14 protein-coding genes, 1 tRNA gene and 1 other RNA gene are annotated in these 16,169 nt (G+C 44.8%); 11 read left to right on the top strand and 5 right to left on the bottom strand.

The window, feature by feature from the left end; genetic code table 11:
* Positions 1-139: 139 nt before the first annotated feature.
* From LPB140_RS07100 to LPB140_RS07080, 5 genes are all read left to right on the top strand, one after another.
* The gene (locus LPB140_RS07100; protein WP_072559229.1) at positions 140-397 is read left to right on the top strand and encodes a hypothetical protein; all 258 of its coding nucleotides are present in this window, start codon (positions 140-142) and stop codon (positions 395-397) included.
* The gene (gene zapA, locus LPB140_RS07095; RefSeq protein WP_072559228.1) at positions 390-734 is read left to right on the top strand and encodes a cell division protein ZapA; all 345 of its coding nucleotides are present in this window, start codon (positions 390-392) and stop codon (positions 732-734) included. Before LPB140_RS07100 ends, zapA begins: the two co-directional genes overlap by 8 nt.
* A 60-nt stretch (positions 735-794) precedes the next feature.
* Positions 795-951: non-coding RNA, 6S RNA (ssrS, locus tag LPB140_RS07090), on the top strand.
* Positions 952-1,034: 83 nt separating this feature from the next.
* Positions 1,035-1,637: a 5-formyltetrahydrofolate cyclo-ligase gene (locus LPB140_RS07085; protein ID WP_198024085.1), complete on the top strand. Its 603-nt coding sequence runs from the start codon at positions 1,035-1,037 to the stop codon at positions 1,635-1,637.
* Positions 1,634-1,894: a DUF2842 domain-containing protein gene (locus LPB140_RS07080; RefSeq protein WP_083550152.1), complete on the top strand. Its 261-nt coding sequence runs from the start codon at positions 1,634-1,636 to the stop codon at positions 1,892-1,894. Before LPB140_RS07085 ends, LPB140_RS07080 begins: the two co-directional genes overlap by 4 nt.
* Here LPB140_RS07080 and LPB140_RS07075 read toward each other — a convergent pair.
* Positions 1,883-2,557: a Crp/Fnr family transcriptional regulator gene (locus tag LPB140_RS07075; protein ID WP_072559227.1), complete on the bottom strand. Its 675-nt coding sequence runs from the start codon at positions 2,555-2,557 to the stop codon at positions 1,883-1,885. The genes LPB140_RS07080 and LPB140_RS07075 overlap by 12 nt on opposite strands.
* Before the next feature lie 102 nt (positions 2,558-2,659).
* Here LPB140_RS07075 and LPB140_RS07070 point away from each other — a divergent pair, with 102 nt between their 5' ends.
* Both LPB140_RS07070 and LPB140_RS07065 read left to right on the top strand, forming a co-directional pair.
* Positions 2,660-3,502: a class II aldolase/adducin family protein gene (locus LPB140_RS07070; RefSeq protein WP_083550149.1), complete on the top strand. Its 843-nt coding sequence runs from the start codon at positions 2,660-2,662 to the stop codon at positions 3,500-3,502.
* 26 nt (positions 3,503-3,528) lie between these two features.
* The gene (locus LPB140_RS07065) at positions 3,529-3,897 is read left to right on the top strand and encodes an Mpo1-like protein (RefSeq protein WP_072559226.1); all 369 of its coding nucleotides are present in this window, start codon (positions 3,529-3,531) and stop codon (positions 3,895-3,897) included.
* 228 nt (positions 3,898-4,125) lie between these two features.
* Here the strand turns inward: LPB140_RS07065 and LPB140_RS07060 are convergent.
* Positions 4,126-4,202 (bottom strand) — tRNA-Asp (locus LPB140_RS07060).
* Positions 4,203-4,542: 340 nt separating this feature from the next.
* On the opposite strand from LPB140_RS07060, the gene LPB140_RS07055 reads away from it, so the two are divergent.
* The 4 genes from LPB140_RS07055 (at position 4,543) to LPB140_RS07040 (ending at position 12,354) form a co-directional block, all read left to right on the top strand.
* A complete protein-coding gene (locus LPB140_RS07055; RefSeq protein WP_198024084.1) occupies positions 4,543-5,469 on the top strand; it encodes a DUF11 domain-containing protein in 927 nt (308 codons plus the stop codon).
* Positions 5,466-5,939: a hypothetical protein gene (locus LPB140_RS07050; protein WP_072559225.1), complete on the top strand. Its 474-nt coding sequence runs from the start codon at positions 5,466-5,468 to the stop codon at positions 5,937-5,939. The genes LPB140_RS07055 and LPB140_RS07050 overlap by 4 nt, the downstream gene beginning before the upstream one ends.
* Before the next feature lie 62 nt (positions 5,940-6,001).
* On the top strand, positions 6,002-7,042 hold the full coding sequence (locus LPB140_RS07045; RefSeq protein WP_072559224.1) for a hypothetical protein: 1,041 nt from the start codon (positions 6,002-6,004) through the stop codon (positions 7,040-7,042).
* 53 nt (positions 7,043-7,095) lie between these two features.
* Complete coding sequence (locus tag LPB140_RS07040; RefSeq protein ID WP_083550142.1) at positions 7,096-12,354, top strand: DUF11 domain-containing protein; 5,259 nt, start codon at positions 7,096-7,098, stop codon at positions 12,352-12,354.
* Between the two features lie 59 nt (positions 12,355-12,413).
* Here LPB140_RS07040 and LPB140_RS07035 read toward each other — a convergent pair whose 3' ends face one another.
* The 3 genes from LPB140_RS07035 to LPB140_RS07025 are packed head-to-tail and all read right to left on the bottom strand — an operon-like array spanning position 12,414 to position 16,036.
* Positions 12,414-13,694, bottom strand: a complete 1,281-nt coding sequence (locus tag LPB140_RS07035; RefSeq protein ID WP_072559223.1) for a dihydrolipoamide acetyltransferase family protein — start codon at positions 13,692-13,694, stop codon at positions 12,414-12,416.
* Positions 13,695-13,709: 15 nt separating this feature from the next.
* Complete coding sequence (locus LPB140_RS07030) at positions 13,710-14,714, bottom strand: alpha-ketoacid dehydrogenase subunit beta (protein WP_083550556.1); 1,005 nt, start codon at positions 14,712-14,714, stop codon at positions 13,710-13,712.
* 11 nt (positions 14,715-14,725) lie between these two features.
* Positions 14,726-16,036: a thiamine pyrophosphate-dependent enzyme gene (locus tag LPB140_RS07025; protein ID WP_072559221.1), complete on the bottom strand. Its 1,311-nt coding sequence runs from the start codon at positions 16,034-16,036 to the stop codon at positions 14,726-14,728.
* Positions 16,037-16,169: the final 133 nt, after the last annotated feature.

Genomic DNA, 16,169 nt, shown 5'->3' with positions numbered 1-16,169 from the left:
GCCCAAAAAATAAGATATTTTCGTAAAAATAATAAAATTTCTATATTCAATTAACTAAATCACAGCTTATTAAACAATAATAGCTTATTGCTCCAAACCATTGTTGATGTTATCATTTACCATAGATTTGGAGTTATAGATGGAAAAAATTGAACAGCTGAAAATTTCAATTGGCCAATTGGAGCTATCTATTGCTGCATTGGAGGCCAAGTCATTATCAAAAAATGGTCAAGCTGAATTGGAATTGCCTCAACATAACGGGCAAGTTGATTTAAATATATTACATCAACAAATTGATGAAAAAGAACAAAATAATCACGCCCTTCAACAAGCATTGACACATGCAATTGATGATATTGATAAAATAATTTTACAGATAGGCGGCAAAAATGGCTGATGTCCGATTACAGGTTGCGCGCCGCGAATATATTGTCACCTGCCCCGATGGCGAAGAAGCCCGGTTAAGCCAATTGGCAATGTTGGTCGATGAAAAGGCAAAGGAAGCGGCTGGAGGCTCTGCGCTTACCGAAAGCCGCCAGCTATTATTTGCCGCGCTTTTATTGGCTGATCAAATATTGGATAAGGGCGCAAATGCACAAAAACCCGCTGAAACAACTCCCAAAAAAAATATGTCGCAAATCAATGAAATCCACCATGAAAATGAATTACGCGACATGATTAAAATAATCGAAAAATTAAATGAAAGAGTGGATAAGCTGTCCAGCAAATTATGAGATAATATATCTGCTCTTGCCACTTGTGGGAAAGCATATAAGGCATTATCTATAATATCGGCGAGGCTGCCCGGCACGCACTGATAAGAACATCCCTGAGGCGATTAATCATCCAAGGGAACTGTCCCTGCCCGAACCTTGGTTCGGAACATATGGTGCCCACCTGACTCTTTGGCGTCAGAGGATATTCCGGGAGGCGACCCATGGTGGTCTCGCTGATTATAATTGCCCAATATTTTTGGGTATATTCCAAAAAATGACGCCATTATGGCGCATTGCCCAATAAATATGGGAAACCACGTGTATAAAGACATTATCGAACAAAAAAAATTGCTGCGCCATAAGTTACGTGAAAAACGCAATAAATTTGTTTCTGCGCTCCCGCCTTCAATTTTGAACATCGCCTTTACCAACGTCCCTCGCCCTTTGCTGCAAATTTGCCAAGACAAGATGGATAGGAAAAGCCCTATTGCCGCCTTTTATGCGCCCATGGGCAGCGAGGCAGACCCGCTTAAACTGGCCCAATTTTTATCTCAGCAAGATATTCAGATCGCCCTGCCGCGTATCTTTAATAAAGAAGCAGGGCTGATGAATTTTCATTTGCTTAATCCAAATGACCTATTTTCAAATTTAGAAATTGGTCCATTTGGGGCAGCAGAGCCACATAAAGATGCGCCAATTTGCAGCCCCGACATCATCTTCACCCCTTTAATCGGGTTTAACCGATTGGGAGCTCGATTGGGTCAAGGGGGAGGGTTTTATGACCGCGCCTTTGCCGCGCTGCCCCAATGTGTGAAAATCGGTATAGGCTGGTCAATTCAAGAAGAATCAAAGATACCCATTGATATTCATGATATATCCTTGGACTACATCCTTACAGAAAGAGAATATATCGAGATATGATAAAGGATAGCAATAAAGCAGCAAAATCGCCAAAGCAGATAATATCTCCGCATAAGGCGCAGCCAAATTGGCGCAAACCATTTGGCATGATGATTATTTTATTAACTGGTTTAGGCGTGGCATTTTTAATCGCGACACAGGCCGATTATATAGGGTCATTACATATTGCGGTTCAGACAATAATCTATATCATTGTGGGCATAGGATGGATATTCCCCATAAGGCCAATTTTGCGTTGGATGGAATCAGGGGGCTAAAATTGATTTTAAAGAATCAACATTCATGATGATAATATATCCATATTTTCTTTGAATAATTTCTTTATTCGCCCATTTCCTCAATATCCTGCTGACGCTTTGGCGGGAGACACCAATCATACGCGCAATTTCATCTTGGGTAAGCGGGATTTTTGGACTCAACCCCTTTTGTTCATTAAATAATTTTAAAAATTGTTTGGCCAATCGCTGCTCAGGACTTAATAGCAAAAAATCATCCGCAGCAGCATATAATAATCTTGTATGATGGCATAATTGCCTGACAAGCATGTGGTAAAAATCTTTATGCGTTTGCATTAAATACTGCATATCCGAAATAGCAATTTTACCCAGCCTAATGTCGCTTGCCGCTATGGCATTATGCGTGCGGGGCGCACCGTCAAGGAATGACATTTCGCCAAACCAATATGGGGCGCTTAATTTGGCCAATTGCACTTCAGCACCATTTACTGTGATTTTACTAACCCGAACATGCCCTTTTATTAAATAATAATAATATAATGGGGCATCGCCCTGTGAAAATATAAGCGCACCTTCTTTCAAATCGCTTTTATATATGCATTTTTTGACATCGTCACATGCCTCTTGCTCCAACCCCACCGGCAAAATTATGTCATCAGCTTTATTATCCCGGCTATCGTTCATATCTTTTCAATATGACAATATGGCGTAAGTGACAACATGTTTACATTTACCTTTCTCAAAATAAGCTATGATTTGCTTAAATAACAGAGAAGGAAGTAATTTATGAATATAAATCAAATGAATAACATAGTCGCAGGATTTGATATTCCCGCCCCTGAAAGCCTAAATTGCATTAAAGATATGGTCAGCGATGTGGAATGGGAGCTGCGCTGTCAACTCGCCGCCACTTACCGACTTTGCGCCAAATATGGATGGACTGATTTAGTCTTCACCCATATTTCGGTGCGGCTGCCAGATGAAGAAAATGACAAGGGTGAAATGGAGGAAAGATTTCTCATCAACCCTTATGGGCTTTTATTTCATGAAATTACCGCATCGTCGCTAATAAAAATCGACCTGCAGGGTAATATTTGTCAAGAAACGCCATATTTCATCAACCCAGCGGGATTTACGATACATAGCGCGGTCCACATGGCCCGCCATGACGCAGCATGTGTCATTCACGTTCATACGCCCTATGGCATTGCCGTATCGGTCCAAAATAATGGCCTGCGCCGTTATACCCAATTTGCGATGCAAATAATTGATGATTTGGCCTATCATGATTATGAAGGAATCGCGCTCAACCTTGATGAACGTGAACAAATTATCGCCGATCTTGGTGATAAAAACTTACTTATGCTGCGTAACCATGGCACATTAACAATTGGCCAAAATTGCGCCATTGCATTTCTGCGCATGTATTTTCTTGAAAATGCCTGTAAAACCCAGATTTTGGCACAAAATGGTGCAAATGATGGCGGTCTTTGTGAACATCCGCCCGAAATGGCTGCGACTGTTTCCGCTCAAGGGGCGGCGGCCTTTCATCCTGGCATGGGCGATAATTTAATATGGCCCGCCTTGATTCGTGATTTACGCCGCACCCATGCAGGATTTGATCAATAAATAACAGAATTTAGATGGGAGAATTTATGACACATCCACAAAAAAGATTTTCAAATTTTTCTGAATTTTATCCATATTATCTTCAAGAACATTCCAAGCCGGCATGTCGATATTTTCATTATATCGGCACATTTTTGTCAATCATGGCCTTTATATTTGGTCTGATTTTTCATCCATATTGGTTTTTGGCAATGCCATTAAGTGGATATAGTTTTGCGTGGTTTTCTCATGCCTTTATTGAGAAAAATAAACCAGCAACCTTTACCTATCCTCTTTGGTCCTTAATTGGTGATTATAAAATGTTTTTAAGCTGGCTTTCTGGATCAATTGACCAGCAAATTGCCAATGCAAATTTGCTTTATCCAAGGCCCGAAAAAGCTTTTGATAATAAATAAATTTTTCGCTCCTATTACCATCTATAGCATCACTATAAATTGGCGATAGGGGCGATTATTTTTATATAATATTATAAAAATCGGCACTTTATTTTGCCCAAATTACAATAAAATATCACAATATTTGTGACATTAAAGCATTGTTAAATTTAAAGAAAGCATAAAACACAAAAGGCCCGGTGATTAGCCGGGCCCATTGTCAAAACAAACGCACCAATTCATAAAAAATGGCGCGAGTGACGGGGCTCGAACCCGCGACCTCCGGCGTGACAGGCCGGCGCTCTAACCAACTGAGCTACACCCGCTTCGTTGCGGTGAGAGGCGTCTAGGCCAGCCTTGCTCATCTGTCAACACACAGATTTTACTTTCTTGAAAAAAAATTTAATTTTAAACGATTTTACGAAAATATTGAGTGATAGGGTTAATTTTTAATCTGTGGATAAATAATTTTTCAGCAAGATTAGAGTGATTTGCTAAAAACTCCTTGGTTAATTTCCTTACCCCCATGTTTACGAAATATTGATGTTTTACTGCGATAAGCATTGCATGAATATAAATGATAAACATAAATCAAACGCACAATCAGTGTTAAAAGGATCTTTCAAAGCGGCTGCATGTTCAGTTTTCGCCATTGGATTCTGCCTTATGGGTAATATTGCCCATGCAAAAGGCACGCTGGCCGGCATTGATATTGAAAATACCGCAACCGCTTCATATCAAGATGCAGGCGGCGCGACGGTAACAATTCAATCAAATACGGTTACAATCAATGTTGATGAACTTATCGATGTTTTAGTATCCAATACCGATGCGGGTGACGTCATTACTTCGCCCGGCGCGGCGCAAAATGTGCAAAAATTCGAAGTTACCAATAATGGTAACGGAAATGAGGCATATGGCCTATCTGTTAATGTCAGCAAAGGCGGGGATGACTTTAACCCCAATTTGACCAGCATTGTTTTAGATAGTAATAATAATGGCGTATATGATCCAGGCGTCGATACTGTTTATGTGGCGGGCAGCAATGATCCTTTATTAACACCAGATCAAAGCATTACTGTTTTCGTTATTACAAGCTCCCCATCAGGGATAAATGACGCCGAGCGGGCCGAGGTTGAATTAACCGCGACCGCAAAAACCGGTACAGGCACCCCTGGGACAAGCTTTGCAGGCGCGGGCCAAGGTGGCGGCAATGCTATTATTGGAACGACTGAGGGCCGCGCAACAGATAGCGGATTTTTGTTAGTCAGCACTGCAGATCTGATTTTCAACAAAAGCTATACGATTTTGGACCAATTTGGCGGCAACAAACCGATTCCTGGTGCGACCATAACATTTAGATTGGTTGCGCAGGTCAATGGCACTGGCACAATTAATAATGTGGTTTTGTCAGATAACATCCCCGCTGGGACCACTTATGTGGCTAGCAGCCTAAGCCTAGAAACAGCAGCTTTAACCGACGCCGCCGATTCGGATGCGGGCCAATTTACCGGCACTGCAATAAATGTGAACGCGGGCAATATCCCAAGCGGCCAATCACGCACTGTTACTTTTAAGGCGGTGATACAATGATCAGTAAAATAAAATATATTTTGGCTTCCGCAGCTGTTTTCGCCGCGATGACATCGGCCCATGCCGCATCGGTTGAATTGAACAGCAAGATATTTGTCGAAAAGACAACATATTTGCCCAATGGAACAAAGCGCACCACATTGGAAGCGCCGAAAACCATTTTGCCTGGCGACAATCTTGTCTTTGTCGTCAATTATAAGAATATTGAGGCAAAGGCCGCCAATAATATAATTATTACTAACCCCCTGCCCAACGCGGTCAACTTTGTTGAAACCCATGATGGGACCGAAATTGTTTCGGTTGATGGCGGGCGTATGTGGGGCAAATTATCCAGTTTAACTGTTCGCAAGCCTGATGGCACTTATCGTCCAGCACTTGCGGGTGATGTTACGCATTTAAGATGGAAGTTAAACAAAAGCATTGGCGCAGGCGCCGGTGGTAAATTGATTTTCCGTGGTTCAGTAAAATAACCACAAACCGTCCGAAATGTCGCGGTTTTATGACATTTCAAAAGAGAGAAAGGATTTAAGCAATGACCAGCAAGCTTAAATTTTTAACTGCCTCTGCCTTGGGCGGTATTGCAATGTTGAGTTCAGGCTCCGCATTTGCAGCCGGCACATTGCAAGGCGTTGATATTAATAACACCGTTTCGGTGAGTTTTAGTGTTGGCGGCGTAGCGCAAACTGCGCAAACCGCGTCTGATACGTTTAAGGTTGACCGTAAGGTTATCTTTACCGTGCAAGAAGCAACACCAACCGGCACAACATCAGTATCGCCAGGTGCAACAGGCCAAATTACCACCTTTTTGGTAAGTAATACGTCAAATGACACTTTGGATTTCAACCTTGCTGCGACTCAGTTGGCGGGTGGGACCGCTGCGCATGGCGGCACAGATGTTTTTGATGTTACGGGTCTGCAATTTTTTGTCGATGTCAATAATAATGGCACCTATGAAGCAGGAACAGATACCGCAACGGTGATTGACAATTTGGCACCAGATGCATCGCGCCGTGTCTTTATTTTGGGCAACATACCCTCAACCGCCACCAATGGTCAGGTTGCAGGCGTTACCTTGACCGCCACCGCGCGTAACAGCGACGGATCTGCTATTACAGCGGCAACCGATGCCACGGCCAATACCACTGCGGTTGAAACAATCTTTGCCGATACTGGACGTGATGGCGTGGAAGCAGCAGGCGATGACTATACCGTCGCAGGCGCAGTGCTTTCTGTGTCAAAGCTTAGCCGAGTAGTTAGCGACGGGGTTTCAGCAAGCAATCCTAAAGCAATTCCAGGTGCGGTCATTGAATATTGCATCGCGGTTAGCAACGCCGCAGGCGCAGCAACAGCGACCGGTGTAAACATTACGGATAATCTAAGCCTTATCCCCAATGTTACATATGATGCGACATTTACGCCAAAAATGAACGGCACCGCCGTAACAGGCAGCACCTGCACCCCCGGTGCAGATAATGGCACCTATACCGGTGGTACGAACACTGTATCTGGAACATTGAACAATATTGCGGCGGGTCAAACGCGCACTTTTGTTTTCCGTGTTACCATTAATTAAGGACCTGGGCAGTTGGGGGGCGAAGTAATTCGTCCCTCACGGCCTTTTTTTCGATGAATTCGTTAACCAAATATATTTGTAAATTGGCGTCAAAGCTAAATATTGTGGACAAAAAACCCGCAATATTTTGCTCTGCCGCCATTTTATTGGGCTTGGCGACACCTGCTATTTCACAATTAAACTCGCAACCTGTTGATGAGATTGTAAATACTGCCACGGCCGAATGGAATGTTGGCGGCCAAAGATTATCAAAATCATCAAATGAAGTGCGCTTTAATGTTGATCGCACCTCTGCGCAGCCGGTTATATCATTATTCCACTACACAAATGCATCTGGCGGTATAACAGCCAATATTCCTGCAACCACTTGTCAAAGCAGCACGGGCCCTATGCCCGTTGAATTAACAGGGGCATATAGCGGTTTTGACAATAATGCAGCATCAATTAAACCCACCACATCAATACGTGCGGGCGAACCGTTAATCATTCAATTGGCACTTGCCGCGCGAAATATACACCCAAATTCCATCGATAGTTTTAATATCGTCATCATCACCGAAGAAGGCGATGAGGAGCAAATCCGCATTTCTGAAACCGATGTAAATAGCGGAATTTTCATGGGGCATATTATCACCTCTGCCATTCCGCCAACGCCAACCAAAAATAACTGTATTTTATCAGTTGTGCCGGGCAGCAATTTAACCATTTCCATTGATGATAGCAGCAGCGGCAATGGTTTGGGCAATGTGAATGTCGATATCTTAATCGATCCATTTGGCACAAGTTTTGACAGCGGCGATGGCAGTGCCGTTGACGGCACACGGGTCAGCATTGTTGATGCAGTAACCGGTCAACCCGCCGATGTTTTTGGCGATGATGGCATTTCGACATTCCCCAATGTGCTGATTACCGGATCAACCGTAACCGATGCCAGTGGACAGGTTTATAATTTCCCTCCTGGGTTTTACCGTTTCCCATTTTTGCGTCCTGGCCGTTATCGTTTGGTAATTGAACCGCCCGCGCCATATTCCGCACCGTCAAATGCAACCGCTTCCCAACTTGCAGCTTTATTGGATGCAGATGGTCAACCATATGATATATCCGATGGGTCATATGGGTTGGAATTTACTTTATTCGATCCTGCACCGGTCCGCATTGACATTCCGCTCGACAAGCCTGGCTTGCCGCTTATCATTTCAAAAACATCATCCACCGTCACGGCCATGCCTGGCGATGTTATTCAATATCGTATTACCGTCAAAAATAGCGATAATGTTCGCAATACAGCAACAATTACTATTAAGGATATTTTGCCCAGCTCGCTTCGTTATAATATTGGAACAATGCGCTATAATGGGGTGCTTATTACCCCGCAAATTGCCGCAAATGGCAAAAGCTTTACGGTTGATGTTCCCTCATTGGCCGCCGGTCAATCTGGTCTGCTTACCTATTTGGCGGAGGTGCGCCAAGATGCACAGCCCGGCGATGCCATTAACCTTGCATCTGCAAGTGATGGCTTTGGATCGACCAGCGGCACGACCGATTCAACCGTTCGTATCATTCGTGATGGGATAAGCGAGCGTTTTACCATTATCGGTCGTTTAACCGATGGCGGATGCGGCGTTGATCCGAAAAAGGCAAATGGTATCGCCAATGTTCGCGTGATGATGGAAGATGGCCGTTATACGGTTACCGATAATGATGGCCAATATCATTTTGAAGGCGTTCAGCCCGGCATTCATGTTGTGCAAATTGATCCCTATAGCCTGCCAGAAGGGTTTACCCCAACCGATTGCACGCAAAATACCCGTTCAGCCGGCAGTGCTATTTCACGTTTTGTTGAGGGCCAAGGCGGCGGATTGAAAAGGGCCGATTTTGTTGCAGTTTCGGATGGTCGTGTCTTGCCCAAAACTGCCAAAAATAATGACCAAGAAAAAAATGCGCGCCCTGCCCCTGCATCAAAGCAAGCTGATAATGCAGGCAGAAATGAAGCGAATAATATGCGCCATGATGCACGCGCTGTTTCGCCGCCATTATCTGTGCCTGAAATAAAAACAGCCAAGGCAGACGAAGATAAAAATGAAGAAATTAATTGGTTTGCGGGCCAAACCTCTGGCGTTGCATGGGTTTTCCCCGAAGAAAATCACAACCCACGGATTAAGGCGATTCGCGCCGTTGTAAAACATTTGCCTGGGCAAAAAGTTGAAATGATCGTCAATGGTACCAAAGCCAATCCATTAAATTATGATGGGTTAAAGAAAAGCCCTGATGGCACCGTGCATATTAGCACATGGCGCTCGCTTCCCCTTCAGGAAGGTGAAAATATTTTAACCGCAATTGTCCGCAATGCCGATGGCAGCGAGGCAGAGCGCCTTGAGCGTAAAGTTCATTATTCAACCGCGCCAATTTTTGCCCAATTGGTAAAAGAAAAATCTGTTTTGGTGGCCGATGGCGTGACCCGTCCGGTTATCGCGGTTCGTTTAACCGACCGTTCTGGACGCCCCATTCAACCCGAATCAGTTGGTGCGTTTAAAGTAAGCGCACCGCATTTCCCTGCGGTTGAGGTGGACGCACAACAGGCAAATCAACTATCTGGTTTGGAACGCGGCGCCCCTGTATGGCGCGTTCGCGGCGATAATGGCATTGCCTATATTGAATTAGAGCCAACAATGGCATCTGGTTCTGTAAGCATTGATTTTGACTTTAAAGATGGCGAAGTCAGCCGCATGCAACATATTGAAGCATGGCTTGGCGCGGGCGATCGTCCATGGACAATTGTCGGCTTTGCTGCCGGAACAATTGGTTTTAATAAATTGGATTCTGGCCTGCAAAATTTGGACAATGAAGATAACCCCATTCATTTGGATGGCCGCATTGCATTATATGCCAAGGGTAAAGTGTCGGGTGAATGGTTGATGACCATGTCATATGATAGTGATAAAGACAAAGATGAAACCCGCTTTGCCGGTGTCATTGATCCGCGCAGCTATTACACAGTATATGCCGATCGTTCGGAACAACGTTATGATGCGGCATCCATTCGTCATTTATATTTGAAATTGGAACGTCCCCAATTTTATGCATTATTTGGTGATTATGAAACCGCGATAAATGAACCTGAACTTGCGCGTTATCAACGTTCTTTCAATGGGATAAAGGCCGAATATAGAAATGATCGTGTTGCGGCCACTGTCTTTGGTGCCGACACACCCTATCAATTCCGCCGTGAGGAAATTCAAGGAAATGGCTTAAGCGGCCCATATGCCTTGGCCAGCCGTGACATTATTTCGAATAGTGAAAAAATCACCATCGAAACACGCGATCGTTTGCGCGATGACAAAATTATTGAAAGCAAGTCATTGGTCCGTCATATCGATTATGATATTGATTATCTTGCCGGAACAATCAGTTTCCGTGAGCCTATTTTGTCGCGTTCTTCAGGACTGGACCCTCAATTTATCATCGCTGAATATGAAGTGGATGGCATTGGCCAGCGCGTTATCAATGCCGGCGGTCGTGTTCGTTGGAATGATTCACAAAATAAATTACAAATTGGTGCGACACTCATCCATGATGAAAGCGATGTTGAAACCACCAATATGGCTGGTGCTGACATTATATATCATCTTGATGCCCAAACCCAAATCAGCGCGGAATTTGCGCATAGTGACAGCAAAGCCGACACCAATAGCGGCCAAACCGATCGTGGCAGCGCCACCGCATGGTTGATAGAGGCAGAACATCATAGTAAAATTGTCGATATTTTAGCCTATATCCGAAAACAGGGCACTGGTTTTGGTGTTGGACAGAATAATGTCGGGCTTCAGGGCACACGTAAATATGGCGCCGATGCGCGTCTTCGTCTGTCCGACAAATTACAGCTTTCTGTTGTTGGATATCGTGAAGAATTTTTGGAAAATGATACCCGCCGCTTGGCTGGATCAATGGAATTGGAATATCGCAATGCAATATCTTCTTTGGCTGCTGGCTTAACTCATGCCAATGACCGCCTTTCCGATGGCAGCATCAATAAATCCACCATTGCAAAATTGGGCGGATCACACAAATTCCTTAATGGCAAATTGGAATTAAATGCCCAAACTGAATTCGCGCTTGGCGGACAGGATGAAAGCATTGATTTCCCAGCGCGTCATCAAATTGGCGCACGCTATGCCATAAATAATGATATTGCATTGGTCGCAGGTTATGAAATCGCCAAGGGTGAAAATATTGACGCCCGCACATTAAGGGCCGGTTTTGATGTTGCCCCATGGAGCGGCGCACGCCTGACCGCCAGTGCAAATCAGCAAGATATTGCCGAATATGGCGCACGCAGCTTTGCCGCTTATGGGTTAAAACAATCATTTAAACTTGATGATAAATGGTCATTAGATTTTACCATTGATGGCAATCAAACCCTAGGCGGTATAAATAATGCCGATATTTTGAACGAAGCACAGCCAGTGGCATCAGGCGGATTTTTGGGCAGCAATAACAGCATTACCGAAGATTTCTTGGCTTTAACTGGCGGCGCCACATATCGCAGCGATAATTGGAGCTGGACCAGCAGAGCCGAATTTCGTGATGGCGCAGAGGTTGACCGCTATGGCTTAACCACTGCCTTTATTCGCCAAATTCAAGATGGCATTACCGCCGCCGGTCAATTTAGCTGGTATGATGCAAAGCAAGAAAATGGTGCATCCACTTCTTTGGCCGAAGCTGAATTAAGCTTTGCATATCGTCCATTTGATAGCGATTGGTCGTTTTTAAATAAAATGGAAATCCGTCAAGATAAGGTGCGCGGCGCGACCGCTGGGCAATCCGGCCCCATTGGTGGCGCAGCATTATTGGTCAATGGTGATGCGACTTCGCGCCGTGTGATTAACAGCCTGTCAGTTAATTACAGCCCAACTTTAGAAAAATCCCTATTAAATGGCGGCTCATTATTCCTGGAACGCAGCGAATTTAACCTATTTTGGGGAACACGTTATGTGTTCGACAAATTTGGCGCGGATGATGTGGAGGGTTGGAGCAATGTCATTGGCGGCGATATGCATTTCGACATTTCAAAACATGCAGATATTGGCTTAAGCGGCAATGTACGCATTGGCCAAAATGCACGCAACTTTGCCTATTCTGTCGGACCAACAATTACTGTCGCCCCTGTAACCAATATGAACGTCACATTAGGATATAATATTGTTGGTTTTGAAGACCGTGATTTCGAAGAAAGCCGCTACACACGCAGCGGCCCCTTCATCACATTAAAATTGAAATTCGACCAGGAAAGTCTCGCAGGGTTCAAACTTTAACCCGCAATGAAAAAAGCCGGATTAAACATTTTTATCTGTCAAATCCGGTAGATTTTCAATCAATCCGCAAATAGCAAAACTGGTGTTTCAATTAGCTTTTTAATCGCCTGAACATAGCTGGCAGCATCCCAACCATCAACTACGCGGTGGTCACAGCTAATCGACATATTCATCAATTTACGCGCCTCTATATGGTCGCCAACGAACATGGGGCGTTCGACAATTTTATTTGGTCCGATAATCGCCACTTCGGGACGATTAATTACCGGCGTGGTTGCAATACCGCCCAATGGACCAAGTGAGGTGATGGTTAAGGTAGAACCGGAAAGCTGCTCACTGGTCGCCGTGCCGTTGCGTGCCGCCTCAGCCAATGCGGAGATTTCACGTGCCAATTGCCAGATATTTAATTTTTCTGCATTGCGGATAACAGGCACCATCAATCCGCCATCGGTTTGCGTGGCCATACCCAAATGCACCGCGCCATGACGCGTGACAATATTCGCCTCATCATCATAACGGGCGTTTATCATAGGAAAATCAGGGATTGTTTTGCAAATCGCTACAGTTAAAAATGGCAATAATGTCAATTTTGGCCTGTCGCCACGCACATTGTTTAAATCCGCTCGCATCGCCTCCAACGCGGTGACATCCATTTCCTCAACATAGGAGAAATGCGGGATAGCGCGTTTCGATTTTGCCATATTTTCGGCAATACGGCGGCGCAGCCCCATAACCTTTACGGCTTCATCTGGACGGGTCGCGCCCGATGGGCGAAGCCCCTGCCCCGCATTATAACTTAAATATTGATCCAAGTCGCTATGGCGAACATGTGGTCCAGACGCCTTGACGTCAGACAGGTTTATACCCAAATCCAACGCTCTTGCGCGAACAGCGGGAGAAGCAGTTACCTTAGCTGATTTTGAAGAATTTTCGCCATCCGGCTGTTTTCCATCATTTATTTCTTGCGCTTCTTCAACTTCAGAATCATTCTTAACTTGCCGCGGAGCTACTATTTCGGGCCGCTCTTGCTCTTGCTTTTGTTCAGTAGGGTTAGCTACTTCTTCAGCTGCAACAGATGCTTCAGTTTCAGCATCTTCGCCCTCAACCTCGATTTCCACCAACATAGAACCAATGGGGATGATATCGCCAACTTCACCCGCAACGGCGATAATTTTACCGCTTGCCGGGCTTTCCATTTCAACGGTTGCCTTATCGGTCATCATGTCCGCAATGGGTTGGTCTTCGCTGACCATATCGCCAATTTTCACATGTAAAGCGACAATTTCCGCCTCGGCAATTCCCTCGCCAATATCGGGTAGATTAAATATATATTTTGCCATGATATTAGCCTCTCATCAAACCTTCATGATTTTTTCAATTGCAGTGCCAATGCGCACTGGCCCAGGGAAATATGCCCATTCCAAACTATGCGGATAGGGAGTATCAAAACCCGTGACCCGTTCAATCGGCGCTTCTAAATGATAAAAACAGCGCTCCTGAACCAATGCCGCCAATTCGGCGCCAAATCCGCTGGTCCTTGTCGCCTCATGCACAATCATGCAACGGCCCGTTTTCTTCACCGACGCCTCAATCGCATTTATATCCAGCGGCATTAATGTTCGTAAATCGACAATATCTGCATCAATTTGCATGTTGGCCACCACTGCTTCGACAACATGAACCATTGTGCCATAGCATAAAATGGTCAAATCTTGGCCTTCTCTTACAGTCCGGGCCTTGCCCAACTCAATCCGATAATAGCCTTCTGGAACTTCGGATTCAGGTCTTTTTGACCATGGCTCAACTGGACGATCATAATATCCAGAAAAAGGACCATTATAAATGCGTTTGGGTTCAAAAAACACCACTGGATCATTATCCTCTATCGCGGCGATTAACAAACCTTTGGCATCATATGGTGTCGCCGGAATAACGGTTTTTATACCGCAAACATGGGTAAACAAACTTTCCGGAGACTGGCTGTGTGTTTGACCGCCAAATATACCGCCGCCAAAAGGTGTACGCACCGTGATAGGGCAAATAAAATCATTGGCGGAGCGATATCGCATCCGCGCGGCTTCACTTACCAATTGGTCAAGCCCTGGATAAATATAATCCGCAAATTGAATTTCCGGAATGGGCCGCAGGCCATATGCCGACATGCCAACGGCAACGCCAATTATCCCACATTCGGAAATAGGCGTATCAAAAACGCGCTGCTTTCCATGTTTTTCCTGCAAACCGGCAGTCGCGCGAAAAACCCCTCCAAAATAACCCACATCTTCACCTAAAATAACGGTTTTCTTATCACGATCCAGCATGACATCCATCGCAGAATTTATGGCCTCTATCATATTCATTTTTGCCATGATTATGCGCCCTTCCCATCTGCTTTTAATTTAGTTGAAAATTTCGATTCTTTTTCGGCCAATGCCTGCTCACATTGTTCTTTTAAATGCCATGGCATTTCTTCAAACACATCTTCAAACATGGTTTCAAATGGTTGGTGCATACCATGACCCAATATGCCATTTTTCTCAGCCTCTTTTTGCGTGGCCTTCACCTCGGCCATTAACATATCGGCAAGCTCGTTATGCTGCGCCTCGCTCCACTCACCTAATAAAATAAGATGCTGTTTCAAACGCTCAACCGGATCGCCAAATGGCCATGCCGCCGCTTCATTTTTTGAACGATAAGCCGATGGATCATCCGAAGTGCTATGCCCCTCCGCACGATAGGTGAAATGTTCAATCAATGTCGGACCATTATTTGACCGCGCACGATCCGCCGCCCATTGGGTTGCCGCATAAACAGCAAGTGGGTCATTGCCATCGACGCGAAGTCCGGCAATGCCATAACCCGCCGCACGTGCGGCAAATGTCGCCCTTTCCCCACCCGCAAAACCATGGAATGAAGAAATTGCCCATTGATTATTCACAACATTCATAATGACGGGCGCATTGTAAACGGCGGCAAAGGTCATAGCGCTGTGAAAGTCACCCTCTGCGGTTGATCCCTCCCCGCACCAAACGGCCGCAATTTTACTGTCCTGAGATGCCGCCGATGCCATGGCATAGCCAACAGCTTGGGGATATTGCGTTGCCAAATTGCCCGAAACGCTGAAAAAACCATATTCAGGTGCGCTATACATGATGGGCAATTGCCGCCCCAACAGATGGTCCGCGCTATTGCTATAAATTTGGTTCATCATATTTAAAATGGGGTAACCGCGCGCGATTAAAATCCCTTGCTGGCGATAGCTTGGAAAACACATATCATCAGGTTCAAGCGCCATTGCAGGGGCAATTGATGTTGCCTCTTCGCCCAAACATTTCATATAAAAACTGGTTTTACCCTGACGCTGCGCCCTAAACATCCGATCATCAAAAGCACGCACTTTTAACATATGATGCATCATTTCGCGTAATTTTCCGGCGGGAAGTTTTGGATCCCACTCACCCTTTGCATGGCCATCAAAATCCAATACGCGGATAAGCTGTGACGTCAAATGCCCGATATCCGCAGGTGCACTGCTTTCCGGTGGGCGCTTCGCCTCTCCTATTTCAGGCACCTTTATATCGGAAAAGTCAGCCTCATCGCCTGGTCTAAATTTTGGTTCAGGAACATAAAGCTCTAATTTCGGGCGATTTGGACGCCTTGATAAATTTTCTTTGTTTGACATCTCACCCTCCAACTTTGTGCATCTATGCTAATATAGAACGTCAAATTTGACTAGAAAATAATTACACAATGTTGTTATTTTATTACAAAATATATATTAGGTCAATATAGCTGACATAAAATAAAGGTAAAAA

The organism is Sphingorhabdus lutea, assembly GCF_001889025.1.
Taxonomy (GTDB): domain Bacteria; phylum Pseudomonadota; class Alphaproteobacteria; order Sphingomonadales; family Sphingomonadaceae; genus Sphingorhabdus_B; species Sphingorhabdus_B lutea.
Note: the sequence above shows the minus strand (reverse complement) of the source record. Positions and strands in the feature narration are given on the sequence as shown.